This window comes from Bradyrhizobium sp. 25ACV, from assembly GCF_054863005.1.
The window spans coordinates 204,580-223,592 of the sequence record NZ_JAVAYO010000002.1 but is presented as its reverse complement, the minus strand read 5'-3'; the positions used below and the strand labels follow the sequence as shown (position 1 = coordinate 223,592).

General features: G+C 60.5%; 20 protein-coding genes. 13 read left to right on the top strand and 7 right to left on the bottom strand.

The genetic code is table 11. From position 1 onward, the window contains the following. Positions 1-454: 454 nt before the first annotated feature. Together RAD04_RS04815 and RAD04_RS04810 are read left to right on the top strand one after the other, a co-directional pair. Positions 455-847 carry a hypothetical protein gene (locus RAD04_RS04815; protein WP_270163374.1) on the top strand — a complete coding sequence of 131 codons (393 nt, stop codon included), beginning with the start codon at positions 455-457 and terminating at the stop codon, positions 845-847. Between the two features lie 533 nt (positions 848-1,380). After that, entirely contained in the window at positions 1,381-1,836 is a 456-nt protein-coding gene (locus RAD04_RS04810) for a pseudoazurin (RefSeq protein ID WP_270163375.1), read from the top strand. A 154-nt stretch (positions 1,837-1,990) separates the two neighbouring features. On the opposite strand, the gene RAD04_RS04805 is transcribed toward RAD04_RS04810, so the two are convergent. The 3 genes from RAD04_RS04805 to RAD04_RS04795 all read right to left on the bottom strand — a co-directional run bounded on the left by RAD04_RS04805 (position 1,991) and on the right by RAD04_RS04795 (position 5,363). Then, positions 1,991-3,757, bottom strand: a complete 1,767-nt coding sequence (locus tag RAD04_RS04805) for an outer membrane protein (protein WP_461622854.1) — start codon at positions 3,755-3,757, stop codon at positions 1,991-1,993. A 648-nt stretch (positions 3,758-4,405) separates the two neighbouring features. Continuing rightward, positions 4,406-4,855, bottom strand: coding sequence for a hypothetical protein (locus RAD04_RS04800; protein WP_461622853.1), 450 nt, complete (start codon positions 4,853-4,855; stop codon positions 4,406-4,408). Between the two features lie 55 nt (positions 4,856-4,910). Next, positions 4,911-5,363, bottom strand: a complete 453-nt coding sequence (locus RAD04_RS04795; RefSeq protein WP_375848166.1) for an Hsp20 family protein — start codon at positions 5,361-5,363, stop codon at positions 4,911-4,913. Between the two features lie 261 nt (positions 5,364-5,624). On the opposite strand from RAD04_RS04795, the gene RAD04_RS04790 reads away from it, so the two are divergent. The 3 genes from RAD04_RS04790 (at position 5,625) to RAD04_RS04780 (ending at position 6,431) form a co-directional block, all read left to right on the top strand. Next, positions 5,625-5,882 carry a cupredoxin domain-containing protein gene (locus RAD04_RS04790; protein WP_461622852.1) on the top strand — a complete coding sequence of 86 codons (258 nt, stop codon included), beginning with the start codon at positions 5,625-5,627 and terminating at the stop codon, positions 5,880-5,882. Further along, positions 5,831-6,046 carry a cupredoxin domain-containing protein gene (locus RAD04_RS04785; RefSeq protein ID WP_461622851.1) on the top strand — a complete coding sequence of 72 codons (216 nt, stop codon included), beginning with the start codon at positions 5,831-5,833 and terminating at the stop codon, positions 6,044-6,046. Before RAD04_RS04790 ends, RAD04_RS04785 begins: the two co-directional genes overlap by 52 nt. A gap of 184 nt (positions 6,047-6,230) precedes the next feature. After that, positions 6,231-6,431, top strand: a complete 201-nt coding sequence (locus RAD04_RS04780; protein ID WP_461622850.1) for an NnrS family protein — start codon at positions 6,231-6,233, stop codon at positions 6,429-6,431. A 244-nt stretch (positions 6,432-6,675) separates the two neighbouring features. Here the strand turns inward: RAD04_RS04780 and RAD04_RS04775 are convergent, their stop codons facing one another. After that, complete coding sequence (locus RAD04_RS04775; RefSeq protein ID WP_461622849.1) at positions 6,676-7,899, bottom strand: type II toxin-antitoxin system HipA family toxin; 1,224 nt, start codon at positions 7,897-7,899, stop codon at positions 6,676-6,678. After that, a complete protein-coding gene (locus RAD04_RS04770) occupies positions 7,896-8,210 on the bottom strand; it encodes a helix-turn-helix domain-containing protein (protein ID WP_461622848.1) in 315 nt (104 codons plus the stop codon). The genes RAD04_RS04775 and RAD04_RS04770 overlap by 4 nt, the downstream gene beginning before the upstream one ends. 734 nt (positions 8,211-8,944) lie before the next feature. On the opposite strand from RAD04_RS04770, the gene RAD04_RS04765 reads away from it, so the two are divergent. From RAD04_RS04765 to RAD04_RS04755, 3 genes are all read left to right on the top strand, one after another. Next, complete coding sequence (locus tag RAD04_RS04765) at positions 8,945-9,079, top strand: hypothetical protein (protein ID WP_270163381.1); 135 nt, start codon at positions 8,945-8,947, stop codon at positions 9,077-9,079. Positions 9,080-9,363: 284 nt separating this feature from the next. Further along, complete coding sequence (locus RAD04_RS04760) at positions 9,364-9,924, top strand: RNA polymerase sigma factor (RefSeq protein WP_461622847.1); 561 nt, start codon at positions 9,364-9,366, stop codon at positions 9,922-9,924. 2 nt (positions 9,925-9,926) lie between these two features. Then, the gene (locus RAD04_RS04755) at positions 9,927-10,688 is read left to right on the top strand and encodes a hypothetical protein (RefSeq protein ID WP_461622846.1); all 762 of its coding nucleotides are present in this window, start codon (positions 9,927-9,929) and stop codon (positions 10,686-10,688) included. Positions 10,689-11,070: 382 nt separating this feature from the next. On the opposite strand, the gene RAD04_RS04750 is transcribed toward RAD04_RS04755, so the two are convergent. Continuing rightward, on the bottom strand, positions 11,071-11,310 hold the full coding sequence (locus tag RAD04_RS04750; protein ID WP_458176456.1) for a hypothetical protein: 240 nt from the start codon (positions 11,308-11,310) through the stop codon (positions 11,071-11,073). 19 nt (positions 11,311-11,329) lie between these two features. Then, entirely contained in the window at positions 11,330-11,845 is a 516-nt protein-coding gene (locus RAD04_RS04745) for a MarR family winged helix-turn-helix transcriptional regulator (RefSeq protein WP_461622845.1), read from the bottom strand. A 784-nt stretch (positions 11,846-12,629) separates the two neighbouring features. On the opposite strand from RAD04_RS04745, the gene RAD04_RS04740 reads away from it, so the two are divergent. The 5 genes from RAD04_RS04740 (at position 12,630) to groEL (ending at position 18,698) form a co-directional block, all read left to right on the top strand. Then, positions 12,630-14,294: a ferritin family protein gene (locus RAD04_RS04740; protein ID WP_270163385.1), complete on the top strand. Its 1,665-nt coding sequence runs from the start codon at positions 12,630-12,632 to the stop codon at positions 14,292-14,294. 87 nt (positions 14,295-14,381) lie between these two features. Further along, a complete protein-coding gene (locus RAD04_RS04735) occupies positions 14,382-15,428 on the top strand; it encodes a 2Fe-2S iron-sulfur cluster-binding protein (protein ID WP_461622844.1) in 1,047 nt (348 codons plus the stop codon). A gap of 33 nt (positions 15,429-15,461) precedes the next feature. Next, the gene (locus RAD04_RS04730) at positions 15,462-16,571 is read left to right on the top strand and encodes an aromatic/alkene monooxygenase hydroxylase subunit beta (protein ID WP_461622843.1); all 1,110 of its coding nucleotides are present in this window, start codon (positions 15,462-15,464) and stop codon (positions 16,569-16,571) included. A 25-nt stretch (positions 16,572-16,596) separates the two neighbouring features. Continuing rightward, complete coding sequence (locus tag RAD04_RS04725; protein ID WP_270163388.1) at positions 16,597-16,953, top strand: MmoB/DmpM family protein; 357 nt, start codon at positions 16,597-16,599, stop codon at positions 16,951-16,953. Between the two features lie 107 nt (positions 16,954-17,060). Further along, positions 17,061-18,698: a chaperonin GroEL gene (gene groEL / locus RAD04_RS04720; protein WP_461622842.1), complete on the top strand. Its 1,638-nt coding sequence runs from the start codon at positions 17,061-17,063 to the stop codon at positions 18,696-18,698. The last annotated feature ends 315 nt before the right edge of the window (positions 18,699-19,013 follow it).

Sequence of the window (19,013 nt, the reverse complement as noted above, 5' to 3'; positions counted from 1 at the left end):
TTTGCGAGACTGGGACGGTGATCGCCTCATAGCACGACTGGCCGTCTCTTCGGCAAGAGGGGAGCTGGAGCAAACTAGTCTTTCGAAGGCCATGGACGCCAGTGCGTCGGATGGACGACAACCCGCTCACGGGTCGTATCATTGACCCAGCCGCTCGGAGTGCGACGGCAGGCGAAGATCAGCGGATGCACGCGATTGCCTTCGATCACAGCGAGCTCGAGCGCTCGCTCGTACGGGGCCGTCGAAATCCCTTCCCACATTGCTCGCTCGTCCATTGCTTCCATCTCGCAGGGTACCCTCGCCCGCCTGAGGAGCATGCAACGGTCGCGCATCCAGCGCCTTGGCGAGACTTCTACAAAGAGTGCACACTAGCAACGCTTGCCGCCGGGGCATTGACGCAGGTCAAGAACGACGCGCAGCCGTTGTCCGTCAATCCGGCGAAGCGGTCATCGCCGTGCTGCTTGCATTAACACAACAGGCGGCAACGCCAGACGCGCAGACCGGCACCATGATAGAGATCGCGTTCCCGACCATCGAGCTGATTGTCGACACAATCATACAGCGTTCGCCTTCGAGCATCCGAATCTCCCTCGATTTCAACATGCATTTCGCCGGCGGCCTGATCGCGACCTTCCACGCGGTCGACGAGGCCTACCGCGAACACGGGATCGATCTCGAGAAATTTCTGGAACGGCTGCGCGAGCCCGCGCAAATTACGTTGAGGTTGGCCGAAACCGCCTCGGCTGGCCTCGGCAAGCCCGAACGACTCATGAGGTTGCGCAGAACGATCCACTGGCGACCGCCTTCAACCAACTCCCGTTGCGCCATACACCGAGGATTTGGCTGACCGGATGCAGGATATCGATCCCCGGGTCGGTCTTGCCGCCGACCTGCTCGGAAAGGCGTAACAGCATGCGAAACCCGCTGCTCGACCGGCTGGCGCGACATTTCCAGCACCCGCGTCTGGGTGTCCTGCAGCCGGCGGCCGACGGTCTGTAGCGCATTCACCGCAAGCACCGCAAATTTCGCCGCCAGCCGTTGCCGCGCTACCGACGGACAGCACGGCGTCGTGTTGTCAACGCGCAAATGGCCGTGCAACAGCACGAGAAACAACTTCGCATCGGGCCCCGCTCGACGACAGCGGTGTCCTTCTCATAGCGGACGGAGCGCGCCTGACGCGAAGTTTCGAGTTCTCCAGGTGAAAGTCAGGTAAACAGCGGGATCTCGACCGAACGGTCGATTGCCGGCATTTTCTCTCCGCGGCAGCTCCAGAGTGATCACAAAAGGGAGATTCTTCGGAAAGATTGCGTCAGCTCAAATCTCGACCGGCCTTCCAGCTCTAGTTAGTGGCCCGTCAACTCGCGACGACAGGAAATTGCAATGCACAAGGCGCTACTTCTGGCCGCCGCAGTGATGCTGACGATGACGAGCTTCGCTGCCGCGGCCGAAATCGAGATCAAGATGCTGAACAAGGGTTCTGACGGCAGCGTAATGGTGTTCGAGCCGGCGCTGGTGAAAATCGCGCCCGGCGACACCGTAAAATTCGTTGCCTCCGACAAGGGACACAATGCCGCGAGCATCAAGGGCATGCTGCCGGACGGCGCGGCTCCCTTCGTCGGCAAGAATGGCGAAGACATGAGCGTGAAATTCGATCAGGCGGGCGTCTATGGCGTGAAGTGCGTGCCGCATTACGCCTTGGGCATGGTGGCGATGATCGTGGTCGGCACGCCGACCAACATCGAGCAGGCCAAGGCGGTGCCGCAGGTCGGCAAAGCCAAGCAGATGTTTGCGACGCTGTTCGAGAAACTGGAAGCCGCCAAGACTCCCTCCAAGTAGGAGAGCTCCCGTATGTCGGTCGCGCGCCTTCGCGCAATTATCAGGGTCCCGTAGAACGACATCGCGTTCTGGAAGGGCGATCACTTGTCGCGCACGACATCTGACCGCCGCCGCACGCAACCGGTCAAAACACCGTGCAGAGCCACCTGGCTTGTCAGTCAAATTTGTAGGAGGCCTGGATGAACGTGCCCCATCGTTCCATGCGGTATTTCGCAAGACCAGGCCCTTGGACGCGGGTATTCTCTAAATTGGCGTTGTAGGTCACATCGCTGTCCTTCCTGGTCCACATTGACCAATATCGGCCACCAACTCCGATGCTGACATTCTTGGTGAGAAAGTAGGAAAGCACCCCTTCCACCTGAAGGCCTCCACCACCGTCTCCGCGCTGATCGTAGAAAGTTGTCGCTGGGCGGAGGAGATGGTTGTCGCGACCAGTGAAATCGGTCCATGGCAGGTAAGCTACGTCGGCGCTCACGCGCCAGCGTTCAAGCACCAAAGCCTCGGCGCTGAGGCCGATGCGCGGCGCATTCCAATTGGTGTCTTGACTGCCGATGATCTGCCGCTGCCCCGCGCATGCCCGGGCCGGCGAGGACGAGGCGATCCGCACGCAACCTATCGAATCAGACTTCTGGCCGTAGGAGGTCCATCCGATAAATGCGCCCAGCTTGTAGGTGCTGCCGCGCAGAAAATCGTAGCCGGCGTCCGCCGTGTAGTACACGAACCGTCCGTTCGCCTGACCTGATAACGTGTTGGAATAGGCACGGTTCAAGATGCTCGAATCCTCGTCGTTCATCTTTCCTTTGTTGAAGCGTCCGAGGCCGATATTGCCCTTCAGGAATATCCCAAAGGGGCTGTCAAGGCGTCCGAACAACTCGCCGGACACGCCGTCGAGCCCCTGATAGGTGAGCCTGGAACTGGGAACGCTCTCATCTCCTGGAAACCGGGGCGGAATTGTGTAGTCCCACTGGAAAGCTCCCCGGCTGAGCCAGACCCGTGAGCCGCCTTCGAGCGACCAGTCGCCTGTCGATAGAACAGGCTTGGCTTCGGCGGTCGCTGTTGCGGGGTGCAGCGGCGCATCGGCCCATTCCGCCCTCGGATCGACGCCAAAGTGATAATTCAAGCCCACTTTACCAACGTGATAATCGCTGGATAGGCTGCTGGTGCTGGCAGGAATGATCGCAAGGGGCGGACGCTGCACGGTTGGAGGGGTCGCCACACGAGGGCCGGCAAACCCCATATAGTCGTACTCAAATTTGACGGACCAGGCGGGTGTGAGCTGCTGCTCGATGCCGACGCCGACAGTCCCGCCGAAGCGACCGTCATCGAACTGCGTCGTATGCCGCGGGAAGCCGGCAAAGTTCCCGTCCCGGAATTCGTTGTGATTGGCGATCGCACCGCGATTGTTTTGCCAAGCGGCGCCGCCTTTGACGTAGGCCAGCGTGTGGCCGTGCGGGCCGAAAGCGTAACCCACACGACCGGTTGCCGTGGCAAGGACGCTTGGACCCGCGTTGCAGGTTGCGATCACAGCAACGCTGGAGAAGGCAAGACAGGTGTTTGTGCCGTCCGAGACAGTACGGCTCGCCTCCAGTTCGAGGCCGAACACCCAGCGGTCACTCTGCCAGTTGTAGCCAAGCTGTCCGCCAGCCAGGAATGCAGGCGTGTCAACGACGTCCCCGTAGATTGACGGACCATAGGGATCACTGAACGACGTCCGGCCGTAGCCCCCAGCGACGTGACCGCCGATATATCCTCCGCTCCAGCTCCACAGTCTCGGCGGGACTTTTGCTGCCGGCTTTAGATCTGTTGAATTGGCCGCTCCGCTTGCAACGAGCGCAGCTGTTGCGGCCCCCCAGGTAAGAACTTCAAATCGCATCATCACCCCATAATGTGCGTCATCATCGAACGAAGGCTGATCACGCACAGAAATTTGCACCCGTCCTTCGGTGGACCGGGTACGACATCTGTTTCACGCATGTCGCCGCAGCGCATGCATCAGCGACACACCGAAAGGGAAATGCGTCGAAGCTCACCCTGCGACGGGCAGAGCGTCATCGCAGTCCTAATTCGTTGCGTTCCTGATGCTGTTGCGCCGTTTTACACACGCAGCGTTCTTGACTGCAGGATTGAGGCCAGTGCCAAAGCGGCCTTCATGGCCTCTGGCTTGTCGCGCCCAATGTCGCGTTCGCGATAGCTTGGCGAGCTTCGGACAAGCCGTCCGTTTGCTTTCGGACATAAGCGGCTTGGGGGCGCCGCTACCCGCCTCCGACCGCACGCGTGCCTCTGCATAGCGATCATGACTCTTTGGAAGGGTCTGGGATCGACTTCGACCGATTTTGGCGCCGGCCTTGTCAGTAGCGAACATCCATTTGATGCGGGAGCATCCCGGCATCCCTCGGCCGTTCTCAAGCGGTGATCGCGCGGCGCAATCGGTTAGATCATCGATCCAGCGATAGACGCATTTTCCCCGCAAGATGTTCGATCTCGATCTCAATCATGTTGAGCCAGCTCGCACCCTTGGAGGTGTCGTGGAAGTCCGAGCCGCCTGGCTTCGGCGGGCGGGAATGTCTGATCAGGGCGCCGGCGATGTGGGTCGATCATTATCCTGCGCGATGCCGATGGATGTCACCGGCGGCGTCTTGCTAGCGAGGATCGGACGGCAGCTTCGATCGGTCATGGAAGAAGGCGCCCACGGGACAGTGATAGCGACGCCGGCATGCAATTGCCGCGGGCCGCCGTCCAGCGCGCAGAGTGCTTCCAGGATCTCGTCGATGGTCACCGCCGCCTTGAGCCCTTCGGGAGCCCGCAGCGACGGGCACGACGCGATCGCGGTCGCATCCGGCGCCCATGAGGCCAGGATGGCGCGCTTCCCGGAAAAGCTGAGGCCTGGGCGTGAGACTACACCCCGCGGGTGCTCGAACGGGCGCCGGGATGAAGGAAAGAGTTGAAATCGACAATGTTGTCGTTCAGGCGCGGTCGTCGGCCGCATGGTCGCCTCCTGATCCAGGACGAGTTGCAGCATCCGCCGCGCAGGTCCTCGCGGCGGCAATTTCGGATTTTTCAGATTTCGGGACCGATCAGGCGAACCGGGATCCGATCTGTGTGACGTTGCTCGCAGCGATGCCGTCGATCGCGATGCGGCGCGGCTTCGTCGCCTCGGCGATCTCCCGCTGCAGCTCGATGATGAGCAGACCGTTCTCGAAGCGGGCGCCCTTGACCTCGACATGCTCGGCGAGCGTGAACTGGCGCTTGACATTGCGCGCCGAGATGCCGCGATGCAGGTAGGTCTTCTCTTCCTTCTCGCTCTTGTGGCCCTCGAGGGTCAGGACGTTCTGCTCGACCGTCAGCGCGACCTCGTCCGGCGTGAATCCGGCCAGCGCCACCGAGATCTGGAAACGGTTCTCGTCGAGACGTTCGATGTTGTAAGGGGGATAGCTCTCCTCGGCAGTCCGCTGCACCTCGTCGAGAACGTCGAAAAGACGGTCGAAGCCGATGGCGGATCTCCCGAGGGGAGTCCAATCATACCTCATAGCCAAATCCTCCCTGGAGCAAGATGGGTACGAGCAGGCTTTGGACACCGTCCGGCGCCCGACTCATTCGCGGGCCCCGAGAGCATCCCGATCGCCGCGGTCGCGACGCCGAAAAGATTAAGAAGCCCGGAAAAGGTTTCAAGGGGCGGCGCGAGTTTTTCCCGGCAAGGACTCGCGTTACCCCTCCATCCGTGCTCCTCGGTCACTTTGACATCCTGGATATCGTCGAACTCCGTCAACGCGAGACGACAGGAGATCACAATGCACAATGCGCTGCTTCTGGATGCCGCAGCGATGCTGACCGTGACGAGCTTCGCTGCTGCGGCCGAAATCGAGGTCAAGATGCTGAACAAAGATTCAGATGGCGGCCTCATGGTGTTCGAGCCGGCGCCGGTGAAAATCGAACCCGGCGACACCGTCAACCTCGTTGCCGCCGACAAGGAACACAACGCCGCGAGCATCAGGGCATGCTGCCGGACGGCACGGCTCCCTTCGTCGGCAAGAACGGCGAAGACATGAGCATGAAATCCGATCAGGCCAGCGTCTATGGCGTGAAGCGGCTGCCGCATTGCGCCATAGTCACGGTGGCGATGAACGTGGTCGGCACGCCGACAAACATCAAGCAGGCCAATGCGGTGCCGCAGGCCGGCAAGGCCAAAGCAGATGTTTGCGACGCTGTTTGAGAAAATGGAAGCCGTCAAGACCCCACTCCAAGTAGGGGAAGCCCCGTATGTCGGTCCCGCGCCTTTACAACGACCGGGGTCCCGCGACGTCCTACAGCTTCCGCGTTCTTCCTGCTGGGGTTAATCTATGCCGGCGCGGTGATCCCACTGTGGCTGGCGTATTTGCTGGAGACCCTTCGAAGAAATGCGGTTCGGCTGCCTCGCGGCGATGCTCGGCGGGTTTCTGCATACGGCCGTTCCGCACTGGACCGGCCGACTTCCGCTGCCGGGCACGCCGCGAGTGCCGGTCTCCACCCGGCTCGCTGGTCGGATCGCGGTGTTCTTATCGCCGTCAATCGGATGCGCGGCTCCCTGTCGATCGACGCGGCATTTTCTCGCTTCGTAGTGACGAGGATTGTCGCAGCCGCATCGGGGCCGACCTCGGTGACGAGATCGGGAAAGAGCTGATGCGCGGGCGAATGTCGGCGCCTTCAGCCGCAGAAAGAAGCTCGCCTTCGAGAACGAGCCGTCGCCTCTTGATTGGCATGATGCCCGGAAGCCTGGCCGGAAAATCTGTGAGCGAGCGCATTCGGCAACATCCCTTATGCGATGGCAGGATCGGGTGATGTGCGCTTGAAGACCTGCCGACCTTAAAGGTCGAGGATGGCTGCCATTTCATCGACATGCGCATCGATCCGCTCGAGGACCTGCGCAGGCACAACATCGCGTTCCGGAAGAGCCGACCACTTGTCGCGCGCAATCGCCGCAGTCTCAGCGACTGCTGTCACCACGGCCCCTTCCGGAAGACGGCTGCGGTTTGCAAAATTGCGCCAGCGCTCCTGGGTCAGCGCCTTGAACGACTTTTCGCCGGCAAGGCTGAGCGCCATGCCGTCCTTTGGGATGTAGGGAATCGTTGAAAGCACGTCATAGACAGGCGACAGTGTTGGTGTCCGGCCATCTCCGGGATACAGCAGCGACCAGTTCTTCAGATGCATGTCACCGTTGCCGGTGAGCGCTGTGAGGGCGAGGCGTCGCACAAATTCGATAGCTGCATCGAAGGAGACGCCGCTGTTCAGCGCTGCCGCGATGTTGTGATAGGCTGCGCCGGTGTATTTCTCGGACGGATATCGGCCAAACACTTGCGCGAAATCCTCCATCTGCACGCGCGCGCCGCTAGCCTCGCGGTCGAAACGGCGGACAAGCAGAACCTTGCCCGTGGACATGGTGTTGAATTCTTCCGGGATGCCGGCAAACTCTGATCTGTCGACGAGTTCACGGGCGGGCACGTCCATCCCCAGCGCTTCCGCAAGGGCGAGGATTGCGAATTCGTTCTCCGATAGGCCGATGTGCGTGAGGGAGGGAAATTTCGCGATGTATTGCCCTTGTTCATCGTCCACCGCGAGCGTGATCCCGCCTTCCTTTCCCGTGTTTTTCATGACCGACAGCTTCATCTGCACGCCGGCGAGCGAAAAGCGCGCCTTCCTGTTGGGAACGGGGATGCCGTCACTTGGCAGCGCGCGCACCGCGCCGGGCAGATTGGTTCCCAGAGCTGCGAGCAGATCGAAATCGTTGCCCGGCCTGACTGACGCCGCGTGGTGCTTTTCCATCGCCTCGCGCAGCTTCTCCTCGGGCAGCAGGTTTGCAAAGAACGGTGGAAGTGCGCCGCGGATCGGTTTCGGGTCCCTGCGAAGGCCGCCATCGATCGATCGAAGCGACAGGCTGAAGATCGGCGGGTTGTTCAAGCTCCGATAAGAAGGCAAGAGGTTGAACGCGTTGTAGTCGCCCGGCGTCCGGACGAGGGTGCCGACCGGAAGATTGTTCAACGAGATATCGAGCGACTGGATACGCTCCGCGGCGTGGGGTGTCGCGCTCATGATCCTTCCTCGTCTTCGGCATCCGACGTGAACGCAGGACGATCATCATCACTATCCGCAGGCTGGAGCATCGACTGAACAGCGGGCACCATCGCCTGGGGGATCAGCATCATCTCCATGCCAAGTGCGCGTGCGACGTTGACAAGTGTGGTTGCACGGGCGGCGGCAGCCCCCGTTTCGATATCCCGATAGCGAGGCCTGCTGATATTGGCCCGCTGGGCGATTTGCTGCTGCGACAAGCGAGCGGCCAAGCGCGCCTTGCGAAAGCGCAAGCCAAGGTCCTTGAGGAGCGGATCCGATGTAGAAGACATGATACGTTTTCAGATCATTAATGAGCTAAATGATACGCGCACAGATCATGACAGACTTGTCAATCTGATATGTTTCCGTATCTTTCGGATCGCCAATGATTGCTGACCGGGAGAGCCAATGCCCTCTGTTCCCTGGTGCCCCCCCGGGAAGGCTGATGGAAACGAGCTGGGCCTTGGTCCCCTTTCACGGCGCTACCTGCGGGGCTGGTGAGAAGACCCGAAGCGCCATTCACCCTTTGGCAATCGGCCAGGTTACCAGGCCCTGGCGCTCGGCCGATCTTCCGGCTGCGCCCGTAGCGGCCTGCATTTTCCAAGACCGTAACTCATGGAACTGAAGCGCCCTTCGATGCCTCCGATCCCATGCATCAAGTTTGGTCTTCCGCAGTGAACCTGGTCTGCTGGATGATCTGATCCAGACAGTTCCTGCCCCCGCTCGGTAGGAGAGCGGGGACGGCTTTCCGTCTCGCTCGCTTTCGACAGCACGCTCGCCATCCAACAGGATGACGTGGCCGGCGAATTTTGCGAAACGAAGCCGATCAGGTGATGCAGGATATGCACGATGCTCTTGCCACCGGCGGAAACCGTGTGATCGCCTTCATCACCGCCAATTCTCGCTTGCCGGTGCTGTCGGCGCGAAAAGCGGCGCCCGGCGTCAGTCCCGAGTGCAATTGTTGGCGGAAAGCACCCGTTTCATCCCGGAAAGCTCGAGACTATCGCCGTCCAGGAGTGCCTTCATGACTCCCGCTTCCTTCTCGTCACGTGCGGCTGCGATTTTCACGACCGCGGCCCTGGTCGCCGTCGGCACGACCATCACGCCGTCATCATCCGCGCTGACGATGTCGCCCGGCTGGACGGCAACACGCCGATGACGATCGGCTGATTGATCGTCCCGAGCGTCTCCTTGACGGTGCGCTTCGTGAAGAGCCCATAGCTGAACACCTTGAAGCCGAGCTTGCAGATCGCCGGCCCGTTGCGCCGGAAGTCTCATGCCAAAAGAACAGGCCGCTGTTTTTGCAAAGATTTTATGTTGTTGAATTTATTTGATCGAGTGGGATGAAAACCTGCCGCAGGCTCGCCTACCCCAATGAGATTCAGCTGTTCGCCAACCCGATCGGCGGCGAGCATTAGAATGCCTCGATCAAGGCGGTGAAGGATGCAAAAACGACCGGACTGGGTGGACGACATCGATTGGGACGACCTCTATCCAAGAGTCCTCGCTGTCGCCTATCGGATGAGTGTCGGCCGAGCGAACAGGCGGCACGAAGCCGAACAACTTGCGCAAGAAGCCATTACGCGGAGCTTCACAACCAGGACGGTTGATTTAGAAAAATACGAACTCTTCGTCTATCTCGTCGGCATCATGCGAAGCATTCGCAGCGATCAGATGAGATCACCAGGCGCAAGGTTGTTCGATTTCGATGATGAAGCGGTGATCCGCTTCCCCGCGCGTCCCACTCAAGACGACGCGCTGTCGATTGCGGGTCTTTCGCAACTAATCGAACAACAGGACCCAGGGGCCAACCAAGTGGCGATGCATATGCTCGCAGGACTGAGAACCTCGCGTGAAATCGCCGAGGCCATGAGTGTTTCTCCTCAAAAAGTGGACGCGCTCAAGAAGAATTTGCGCCGCATCATTCTGGCGCTTGAACGGAACGACTTGCGCCTCAAGCGTAAGCCGCCGTCTGGCACCAAGATCGCTGAATTGGAGGAGTAAACATGGATAAACCGCTGATCGAAACGATCTTGGCTCGCCTCGACGCAAACCCGCCGGAAGATCATACGGATGTTCTTGATTATCCGGCCGCCGTCATTCGAGAGGAACTGCGAGCAGCGGGACTGCGCCCCGAAATGCCGCCGGCATTGCGCGAGCTGACGGGAAAGTCTCAGGGCGGTCCGAAGCCTCGGGAAGAGCTTCACCCACGCGGGCGGTTCGGCGCTGCTGCAAACTCCATTGCACGCATATTCACGACCCGATGGTGCTTGCGTCTAGGGTTTGGAATAGCTGGCGTCGCTCTGGTTGTAAGCACGATGACGATGATCGAATTCTCGCTCGAGTTGCGATCTGAAGTTGCCGAAATGCACTTGATCAATCAGTCCCTTCAGGCTGCGCGCCCGGAATCGCTCGCGGCTGTCGTCGCCTCGGTTGTGAGGCAGCAAAAGGAAGTCACAGCAGAGCTCAAGAACAGGCAAGATGAGATTTCCGAAATGGCCCTACAGATCAAGTCAGCGCGGGCTTCCTTTGCCAATCGGGAAGGACATGTCATGTTCTCCCTTCCGGCACCCCAAGAGACTCAAGCCTCTGGAATGAAGGATCCGACATTGTCTTTGGCTCATGCAATGCCATCCACATCGAAGGTCATCGAGATGTCACGATTGAATCGCGATGTTAACTCGTCCATCGACCTCGAGAAACTCGGTTATATGAGCAGTGTTCGGTGCTCGCCAACGCCAACCAATACCGAAAAAATCCAGCCCTGAGAGCTAGCAATCAAGCCGGCGAGCGCACTCTCACTCGCCGGCTTCTTCTAAATGCCCAGCGCATGAGCAATCGCCATCGCGAAGTAGATCAGCGCGATGGCAGCGTAACTCGCGCAGATGATCAGGGTCTCCTTGTTCATTCTCTGGCTCCTTGCTCATTCGACTCGTTCGCCGTCGATTGGCCGGTCGCAACGTCAGCTTTGTTTGAAAACCGCCAGTGAACCCAGGCGACGACCAAGTAGATGGCCGAAATTGCGATATATCCTTGCGCCTCAAGCATCCAAAACACCTCCATCCAGTCTGTCGTTACTCAGTAAGGCGGGCCAGGTTCTGGATTTCGGATCGCGCGACGCGCGATTGCTCAAGGAAAGCAAATCGCAGTTCAAATGAGATGTTCGCGCCGCGAGGGCAAGGCGCAGACGCTGCTTGACAATTGCGGGCGCGACGAAATCCGTGCGGCGATGTCCTCTTCGCTCGCGCCGACGTCACCGAGTGACTGGAATGCGCGAAAGTGGTCGAGCGGATACAGGCCGACGCGCTCCGCGATCGAATCCTCCTCCGCAATGCTTCCCTCTCCAACGACGCTGAAGACGGGAATCGCTTCAGGAAGCGAGATCGCCATCCTGATGACTCAGTTCATCTCAAGATTTTAGTTCAGCGTGCAGGCGAGCTTTTTCTAACCTATGCCTAACTCCCCTAAGGCAGCCAGCCAATCTCGCGAATTCCTGAATACCAAGATAGTCAAAAACAAACTGATCGAGCTCTTCCTGCTGGGCCGCGATGCTCGCAAGACGTTTGCGAGCATTCTCTGTTAGAGACAAATGTACGAAACGGGCATCCTTCGCGCCTGGAGTGCGCTGCAGGAATCGTTTGGTCTCAAGCTCCTTCGAATGTTTCGTGATGAAGGACGAGCCGATCTTCATCAATTTTGCAACGACATTGACCGGAACGCCTTCATCGCGTTCCAAGTCGGTCAGAGCCATCAAAATCATCATTTGCGGTCCAGTGATACCGAGCGCATTCGCCTGGAAGCAGCGAAGGTCGTCCAGACACACATTGATAGATCTGATCTCCCACGCGAATTGCCTGAGTACACCCTGACCTGCGTCCGGCCCTTTTCCGAGCCGCTTTGTTCGCTCGGGCAACTTCGGCGCCATCGGATCCAGGAGCTCCCATCCTTAGATTGTTCCGCGTTGGCGGAGTTCAAGGAACTATTTCGGTTAGTCGGCTCCGCCGGCCAACCGCAGGATGTCAACTCGATAAGCTGCAATCCCCAACTCGCTCAGATGCTGACTTTCCATGTAGGAGGTCCGCCGTTGAAACTGCTAAGCGTACGGCGCAACTTGACACAATCGTTGTGGTGAAATCCGCTGAAAGGTTCCGTCTAACGCCGAATTTGAGCGTCGTGTTGGGGTCTCAGGCACATTTATCGCAGCGAGGCTCAACGCCACGAACCGCTTTGATATACCTTTGTATCGATCGGGGTCATGCGCCCCCGCGAGGCCAGGTGAACGACGCGATATGGCAATGGGTATTGCCGTCGAGCCCGGAGGTTTCAGATCCATCGATCAGCAACAAATGGCGAGATGGCTGCGCGTTACCGCAGCGGCTATTCCGGTCCCGGCGGCGTGGAGCGCTCTCTGGCGCAGAAGCATTGGCGAGCGGTGAACGCCTTCATCTGGAACCATCCACCCCCCACTACTCATTTCTGCGCCTGACCGTAGACCGCGCTCAGCTTCCGGACCGACGGGACAATAGTGTTGCGCGCCGTGTCGCATTGATGACGCGCCCCACTCCGCCTATTCCAAGAAATCCAGCACTTCTCCCCTTGGCACGTATGTTGCTGAGCGGACTCAAGCGGTGGCCGTGCCTGATGATCGGGCCATGTCGTCACAGCCAAACCGCAAAAAGCCCCGCCGCGCCAGGGAAAGGAGATGAGCGATGACTGAGGCACTCACACTCAACAAGATCACAAGCCAGAAGGGCATCAGTATCGGGGAGGCGACGCGCCTCATCGCCGACCTGGGCTGGACGCCGTCCTATGTGCAGGACGCGATGGCGTTCCCGACCGACTACAAGATCAGCAAGTCGCCGCGCGACCCGATGAAGCAGGTGCTGCGTTCCTATTTCCCCATGCAGGAAGAGAAGGACAATCGCGTCTATGGCGCGCTCGACGCAGCCTTGCGCGGCGACATGTTCCGCAACGTCGAGCCGCGCTGGATTGAATGGATGAAGCTGTTCCTGGCGATCATCCCCTTCCCCGAGATCTCGGCCGCCCGAGCAATGGCGCCGCTCGGGCAGCTCGCCCCCGGCGATCATCTGCGCACCGGCTTCACGATGCAGATGGTGGACGAGTTCCGGCACTCGACCATCCAGATGAACCTCAAGAAGTGGTACATGGAGAATTATATCGATCCGGCCGGGTTCGACATCACTGAGAAGGCGTTCGGCAAATGCGCTGCGACGACGATCGGGCGGCAGTTTGGCGAGGCCTTCCTGACCGGTGATGCGATCACCGCATCGAATATCTATCTCCAAGTCGCCGCCGAGACGGCGTTCACCAACACGCTATTTGTGGCGATGCCGTCGGAGGCCGCACGCAACGGCGACTACGCGTTGCCGACCGTGTTCCTCTCGGTCCAAAGCGACGAAAGCCGCCATATCGGCAACGGCCATTCGATGCTGATGTCGGTCCTGAAGGAGCCAGATAATCATCTGCTGTTGGAACGCGATATTCGTTATTCCTTCTGGCAGAACCACATGTTCGTTGACGCGATGATCGGTACGATCATCGAATATGGCACCAAGAATCGCGACAAGAATAAGGAGAGCTACGCGGAGCTGTGGCACCGCTGGATCTTCGAGGACTATTATCGCACTTATATGCTGCCGCTCGAACAATACGGCATCAAGATCCACCACGACGACGTCCATGAGGCGTTCGATTCGATCGTCAAGAAGGGCTATGTCCACAAGGTCGCGCAGGCCATCTCGGCCGGCTGGTGGGCGAATTTCTGGCGGATCGAGGCGCAGACCGAGCGCGACTTCGAATGGTTCGAGGCCAAGTATCCGGGCTGGTACGACGAGTTCGGCGCCTGGTGGGAGAATTACGAGAAACTCTCCAAACCCGGCAGCGAGATCATCACCTTCGCCGACACCGGCTACGTTTATCCGCATCGCTGCTGGTCGAGCCTGGTGCCATGCGTCGTCCGCGAGGACTTCTGCGTCGACGAGGTGGACGGCGAGCTGTTCACCTATGCCAGCGAGGTCGACCGTTGGACCCACAAGGAAGCGTTCGCCGCCGAATATCAGGGCCGTCCGACCCCGGCGATGGGCCGCTTCTCGGGCCGCCGCCAGTGGGAAGAGGTCTATGACGGCTGGGATGTCGCCGACGCCATCGTTGACATGGGCTTCGTGCGTCCTGACGGCAAGACGCTGATCGCTCAGCCGCACATGTCGTTCGAGGAGAAGGACATGTGGACGCTTGACCATGTCCGAGGCCACACCATCCGCAGCCCGCTGCTCGCGCTGCGCGAACTGAAGCCCGAGGCGCGGGCCAAACATGTCGAGGACTATCGCAAGGGTTTCAAGATCCGCCGGATCTGACCCCCACCGGCGGCCGGGGAGGTGGTGTCGCCGCCTCCCCCGGCATCCGCTGCGACTGCCTCACGGAGAATGATCATGGGACAGGAAATGCCTCAGCGTAGGCCGGCGGTGCACAAGGTGCGCCTCGAGCCGGTAGGGGTCGAGATGGAAGTGGAGGAAGGTGAGACCGTCCTCGACGCAGCCTTCCGCCAGGGCGTCGCTCTGCCGCACGGCTGCAAGGAAGGGCAGTGCTCCGCCTGCAAATGCATCCTCAACGAAGGGGATGTGGAGATGCTCAAATATTCGACCTTCGCGCTCTCCGACCCGGAGAAGGAAAGCGGTCAGGTCCTGCTGTGCCGGACGCTCGTCTATAGCGACGTCGAGGTCGAGCTGCTCAACTATGACGAGGACCTGCTGTCGCGCTCGATCGCAGTCAAGGCGTTCAACGGAAAGCTGGCGAGCGTCGAGCCGCTGACGCACGACATCGTTCGCATCGCGATCGACCTAGACGAACCGATGAAGTTCTGGGCCGGACAGTTTGCGGACCTGACGCTCCATGGCGCGGAGATCACGCGCTCCTATTCGATGGGCAATCCACCGAGTGAGCCCGATCGCCTGGCGTTCATCATCAAGCGGTATCCCGGCGGCGCCTTCTCGACCGCGATCGGCGAGACGAAGATCGGTGATCCGATCACGGTGAAGGGGCCTTATGGCTCTTGCTTCCGTCGCGAGCAGCGCGACGGGCCGATGATCCTGGTCGGCAGCGGATCTGGCATGGCACCGTTGCTGTCGATCCTGCTCGACCAGGCGGCAAGCGGCGAGACGCGCCCGGTTCGCTTCTTCTACGGCGCCCGGACAACGCAGGATCTGTTCGCGCTCGACGTCTTCGCCGACCTTGAAGCGCGGATGCCCGACTTCAAGTTCATTCCCGCCTTGTCACATGTCGAAGCGGATTCGGAGTGGAACGGCGAAACCGGATTCATCCACGACGTGCTGCGCCGCCACCTGCTCGACATGGAGAATATCGAGGAGGCGGACGCCTATAGCTGCGGTCCACCGCCGATGATCGATGCCGCGCTGCCGATCCTGCAAATGGCCGATATCGACCCGGCCAGGATGTATTTCGACAAGTTCACGCAAGCCACCCAAGCATGAGGCCGAATGCCCAAGAGAGAGAGGGAGAAGACGATGTCTGGACGAGCGATGGAGCAGGAGCAGAGGTCCGCAGCGGCGGGCGCCAAGACCTTTCCGGGATCGGATAGCCGAGCCTATAATTATTTCGAGCCGAAGGGGCGTCGGGCGACGCATTACGAGGACGTCACCGTTGACGTCCAGCCGGACCCCGAACGCTACCTCCTCCAGAATTGGATCATTTCCTTCGGGGACGGCACGCCGACATACTCGAACGAGTGGACCGCGCTGAAGAGCAGCGACTGGCACCTCTATCGCGCGCCCGACCAGGAATGGGAACGGACGCACTATCAACGCCAGTCGACCATCTGCGGCATGATCAAGAACGTAATCGACAACGCGCGGCGCGCCGGCGCACCGAGGCGCTTCGACAAGGCGTGGGTGAAAATACTGCAAGATCATCTGGGTGCCTTCAAGCATGCCGAATATGGCCTGGGCACCGCGCTGATGCGCGCGCAGCGCTACGGCTATACCCAAATGGTCAACAACGCGATCCTGACCAACTCGTCCTACAAGCTGCGGCTGGCGCAGGATCTAACGCTCTATCTCGCCGAGATCGCGCTCGACATCGAAGGCTTCGACGTCGACGCCGGCAAGCGAAATTGGCTGGAGAACTCGATCTGGCAGAAGGCTCGCGAACTCGTGGAATCTGCACGCGGCGCCGAGGATTTCCTGGAGCAGTATTTCATCGTCAACGTGCTATTCGAGCCACTGGTAGGCGAGTTGTTCCGCTCCGGTTTCGTCATGCAGGTCGCGGCGGCACAGAGCGACTATTCGTCGCCCGTCGTCATCTCAGCGGCGGAAGCGGATTACGAGCGCAACCTTGCCAATACGGTTGAGCTGTTTGCGACCCTCGTGCGCGATCCCGCGCATGGTGAGGACAATCGGCGCCTGCTGCAGGACTGGTTCGACAAATATTCGCCGATCGCGACCCAGGCGGCGCTCGATCTGCAACCCATCTGGTCACAGCCGCGGGTGAAATCCGCGCAGTTCGCCGAATCTTATGCGTCGGCGATCAACCGCCTGCAGGCGATCGTGTCGGAGATCGGCGTCTTCTCGACGCAAATTCCGATGCCGGAGCTGCAGGTCGCCGAGCCCGTCGAATAATCGCGCCACGAAAGGAACCGACACCATGGCCGTTACCACCGAGCAGCAGCTCTTCACGCCGCTCAAGGACATCACCCAGGAACGCACCATCTCGCATCAATGCGGGGTGACGATGAACGACAGCGTCGAGGCACGCTGCATCGCAGAGATCATGGAACAGCGTCCAGGAGTCAAGGTCACCTACCTGCCGGCGATGATCCGTGTGGACGGCGAGGGTAAGATCGTCTTCGACATGGCCGAGATCAGCGAGGCGCTCGGCCGCGAGATGACACCGCACATCTTCGAGATTTCCACCGCCACCCATTACGGCCGGATGGTGATGATCGACGAGAACACCGTGATCCTCTTCGGGGACATGGACGAGGCGCTCCAATACGAATGACACGATCACGCGCTGTTGGCCGCGCCGCCGGCGCGTGCCATCCCACTAGCCAGACCGGAATGACAAGGCTCCGCCCAACGGATGGCGGCGCGCTCAGGAGACGATAGATGGCCAAGATCATGCTCTACGATGCTGAAGCTAGGGCGGCGCTTGCGCGCGGCGTGGACCAGCTTGCCCGCGCTGTCGTCGGTACGCTCGGCCCGAAGGGAACCAACGTCATCATGGATCGCCCGATCGGGACGCCGTTGGTGTCGCGCGATGGTGTCAGCATCGCGGCCGAGATCGAGTTACCCTGCCGGTTCGAGAATCTGGGCGCGCAGGTTGTTCGCGAGGTGTCCGCCCAGACCAATGAGATCGCCGGTGACGGCACCACGACCGCCACAGCGCTCGCCAATGCGCTGGTGCAGGATGGCGTGAAACTGGTCGAGCACGAGCACAAGGCGGTCGACGTTGTCGCCGGCATGGACCACGCCCGCGATCTGGTCATCAAAGCACTGCGAGAGGGCTCTCGGCCGCTGCGTCAGGGCGAATTGCGCATGGTTGCAAGCGTCGCGGCCACCGAGACGTCACTGGGAGAGCTTATAGCGGAAGCGCTTGAGCGGGTCGGCATCGAAGGCGTCGTCCATGTCGAATATGCGTTGCCGGGCTCACCGACGCGGCTGGAGGTCGACGAAGGGCTCGTGCTCGATCGCGGATTCGTATCGCATCATATGGCGACCGACAGTTCAAGCCTGGCCGCCGAACTCGACAATCCGGCGATCCTGCTGACCGACCACAAAGTGCCATCGGCCGAGCCGATCCTGCGTATCCTCGACCAGCTCAAGGAGAGCGGGCGTCAGCTGCTGCTGGTAGCTGACGAGATCGCGCCTGAGGTCATCGCGGCGGTGATGCAGGCTCGGCTTCAGGGACGTGGCACCGTCGTCGCGATCAATCCGCCGGAATTCGGTCATTGGCGCAAGGCGATGATGGAGGATCTCGCGATCATGACGGGTGGCCGCGTGATCGCGCGCGACCTGGGTGCCCGGATCGAGGAGGTGACGATCGCCGATCTGGGCAATGCGACGCGCGCGAGGGTATCCGCATCCGCGACCGTGATCCTGGGCGGCAATGGCGACAAGGCGGCCATCGACGGGCGGCGGCAACTGGTCCAGAAGCTGTGGGACGAGGCACCGCAGAATATCGAGCGCGACAAGCTGGCCGATCGCCTTGCAAAGCTCACCCGCGGGACCGCACTCCTGCTCGCAGGCGGCGCCACGCCGGTCGAGCAAAAACGCACGGCGCAACTCCTCGAAGATGGCCTTAACGCAGCCCGGGCTGCCCGTGGCGAAGGTGTGGTGGCCGGTGGCGGTACTGCCCTCGCGCAGGTCGCAGCGCGGCTCGATCCGTTGGTGGATCAGGAGGTTGATGGCGCACAAGCCGGTGCGATGCTGGTCCGCGACGCGATCAAGCGCCCATTGGCGATCATCGCCGGCAATGCCGGGCAGGATGGCGCTATGATCGTGACACGGGTCGTCGCCGAGCAACCCGGCACGGGCTTCGATGCCAGGAGCGGCAGATTTACCGACATGTTCGAAGCCGGCGTCATTGATCCCGTCAAGGTTACCTGCGCCGCTCTCGAGAATGCGGTGTCGGTGGCCAAGCTGATCCTGACGACCCATTCGCTCGTCGTCGATTTTCCTGAAGGTGTCGATCCTACCGCCGGCCCTGCGCGCGGCGGCGGTGCCGAAGTTTACGGCCGGAGCTGATCGGCGTGGACCGACGATCGCCATCGCGTTCGTTGCGCTCCGAGCGAGCTTTCCGAGAGCGGCACGGAAAGCACCCCATTGTGTTGGCTGCTATGGGGCCGGGACAGGATATGACGTCTGCCCGGACCCTTTGCCAGAATTTCTTGAAGCATGTGGAGGCCCTGTCGGAGCAAATAGCAGAACTGGAGAAAGGACTACGCATGCGCGCCAGACGGGACGAGGTCGCTTCTCGTCTAATGATCATTCCGGGGGTCGGAGCAATCTGCGCCACAGCGATAGAGGCCTTGGTGCCCTCAGCGGAGACCTTTTCCAAGG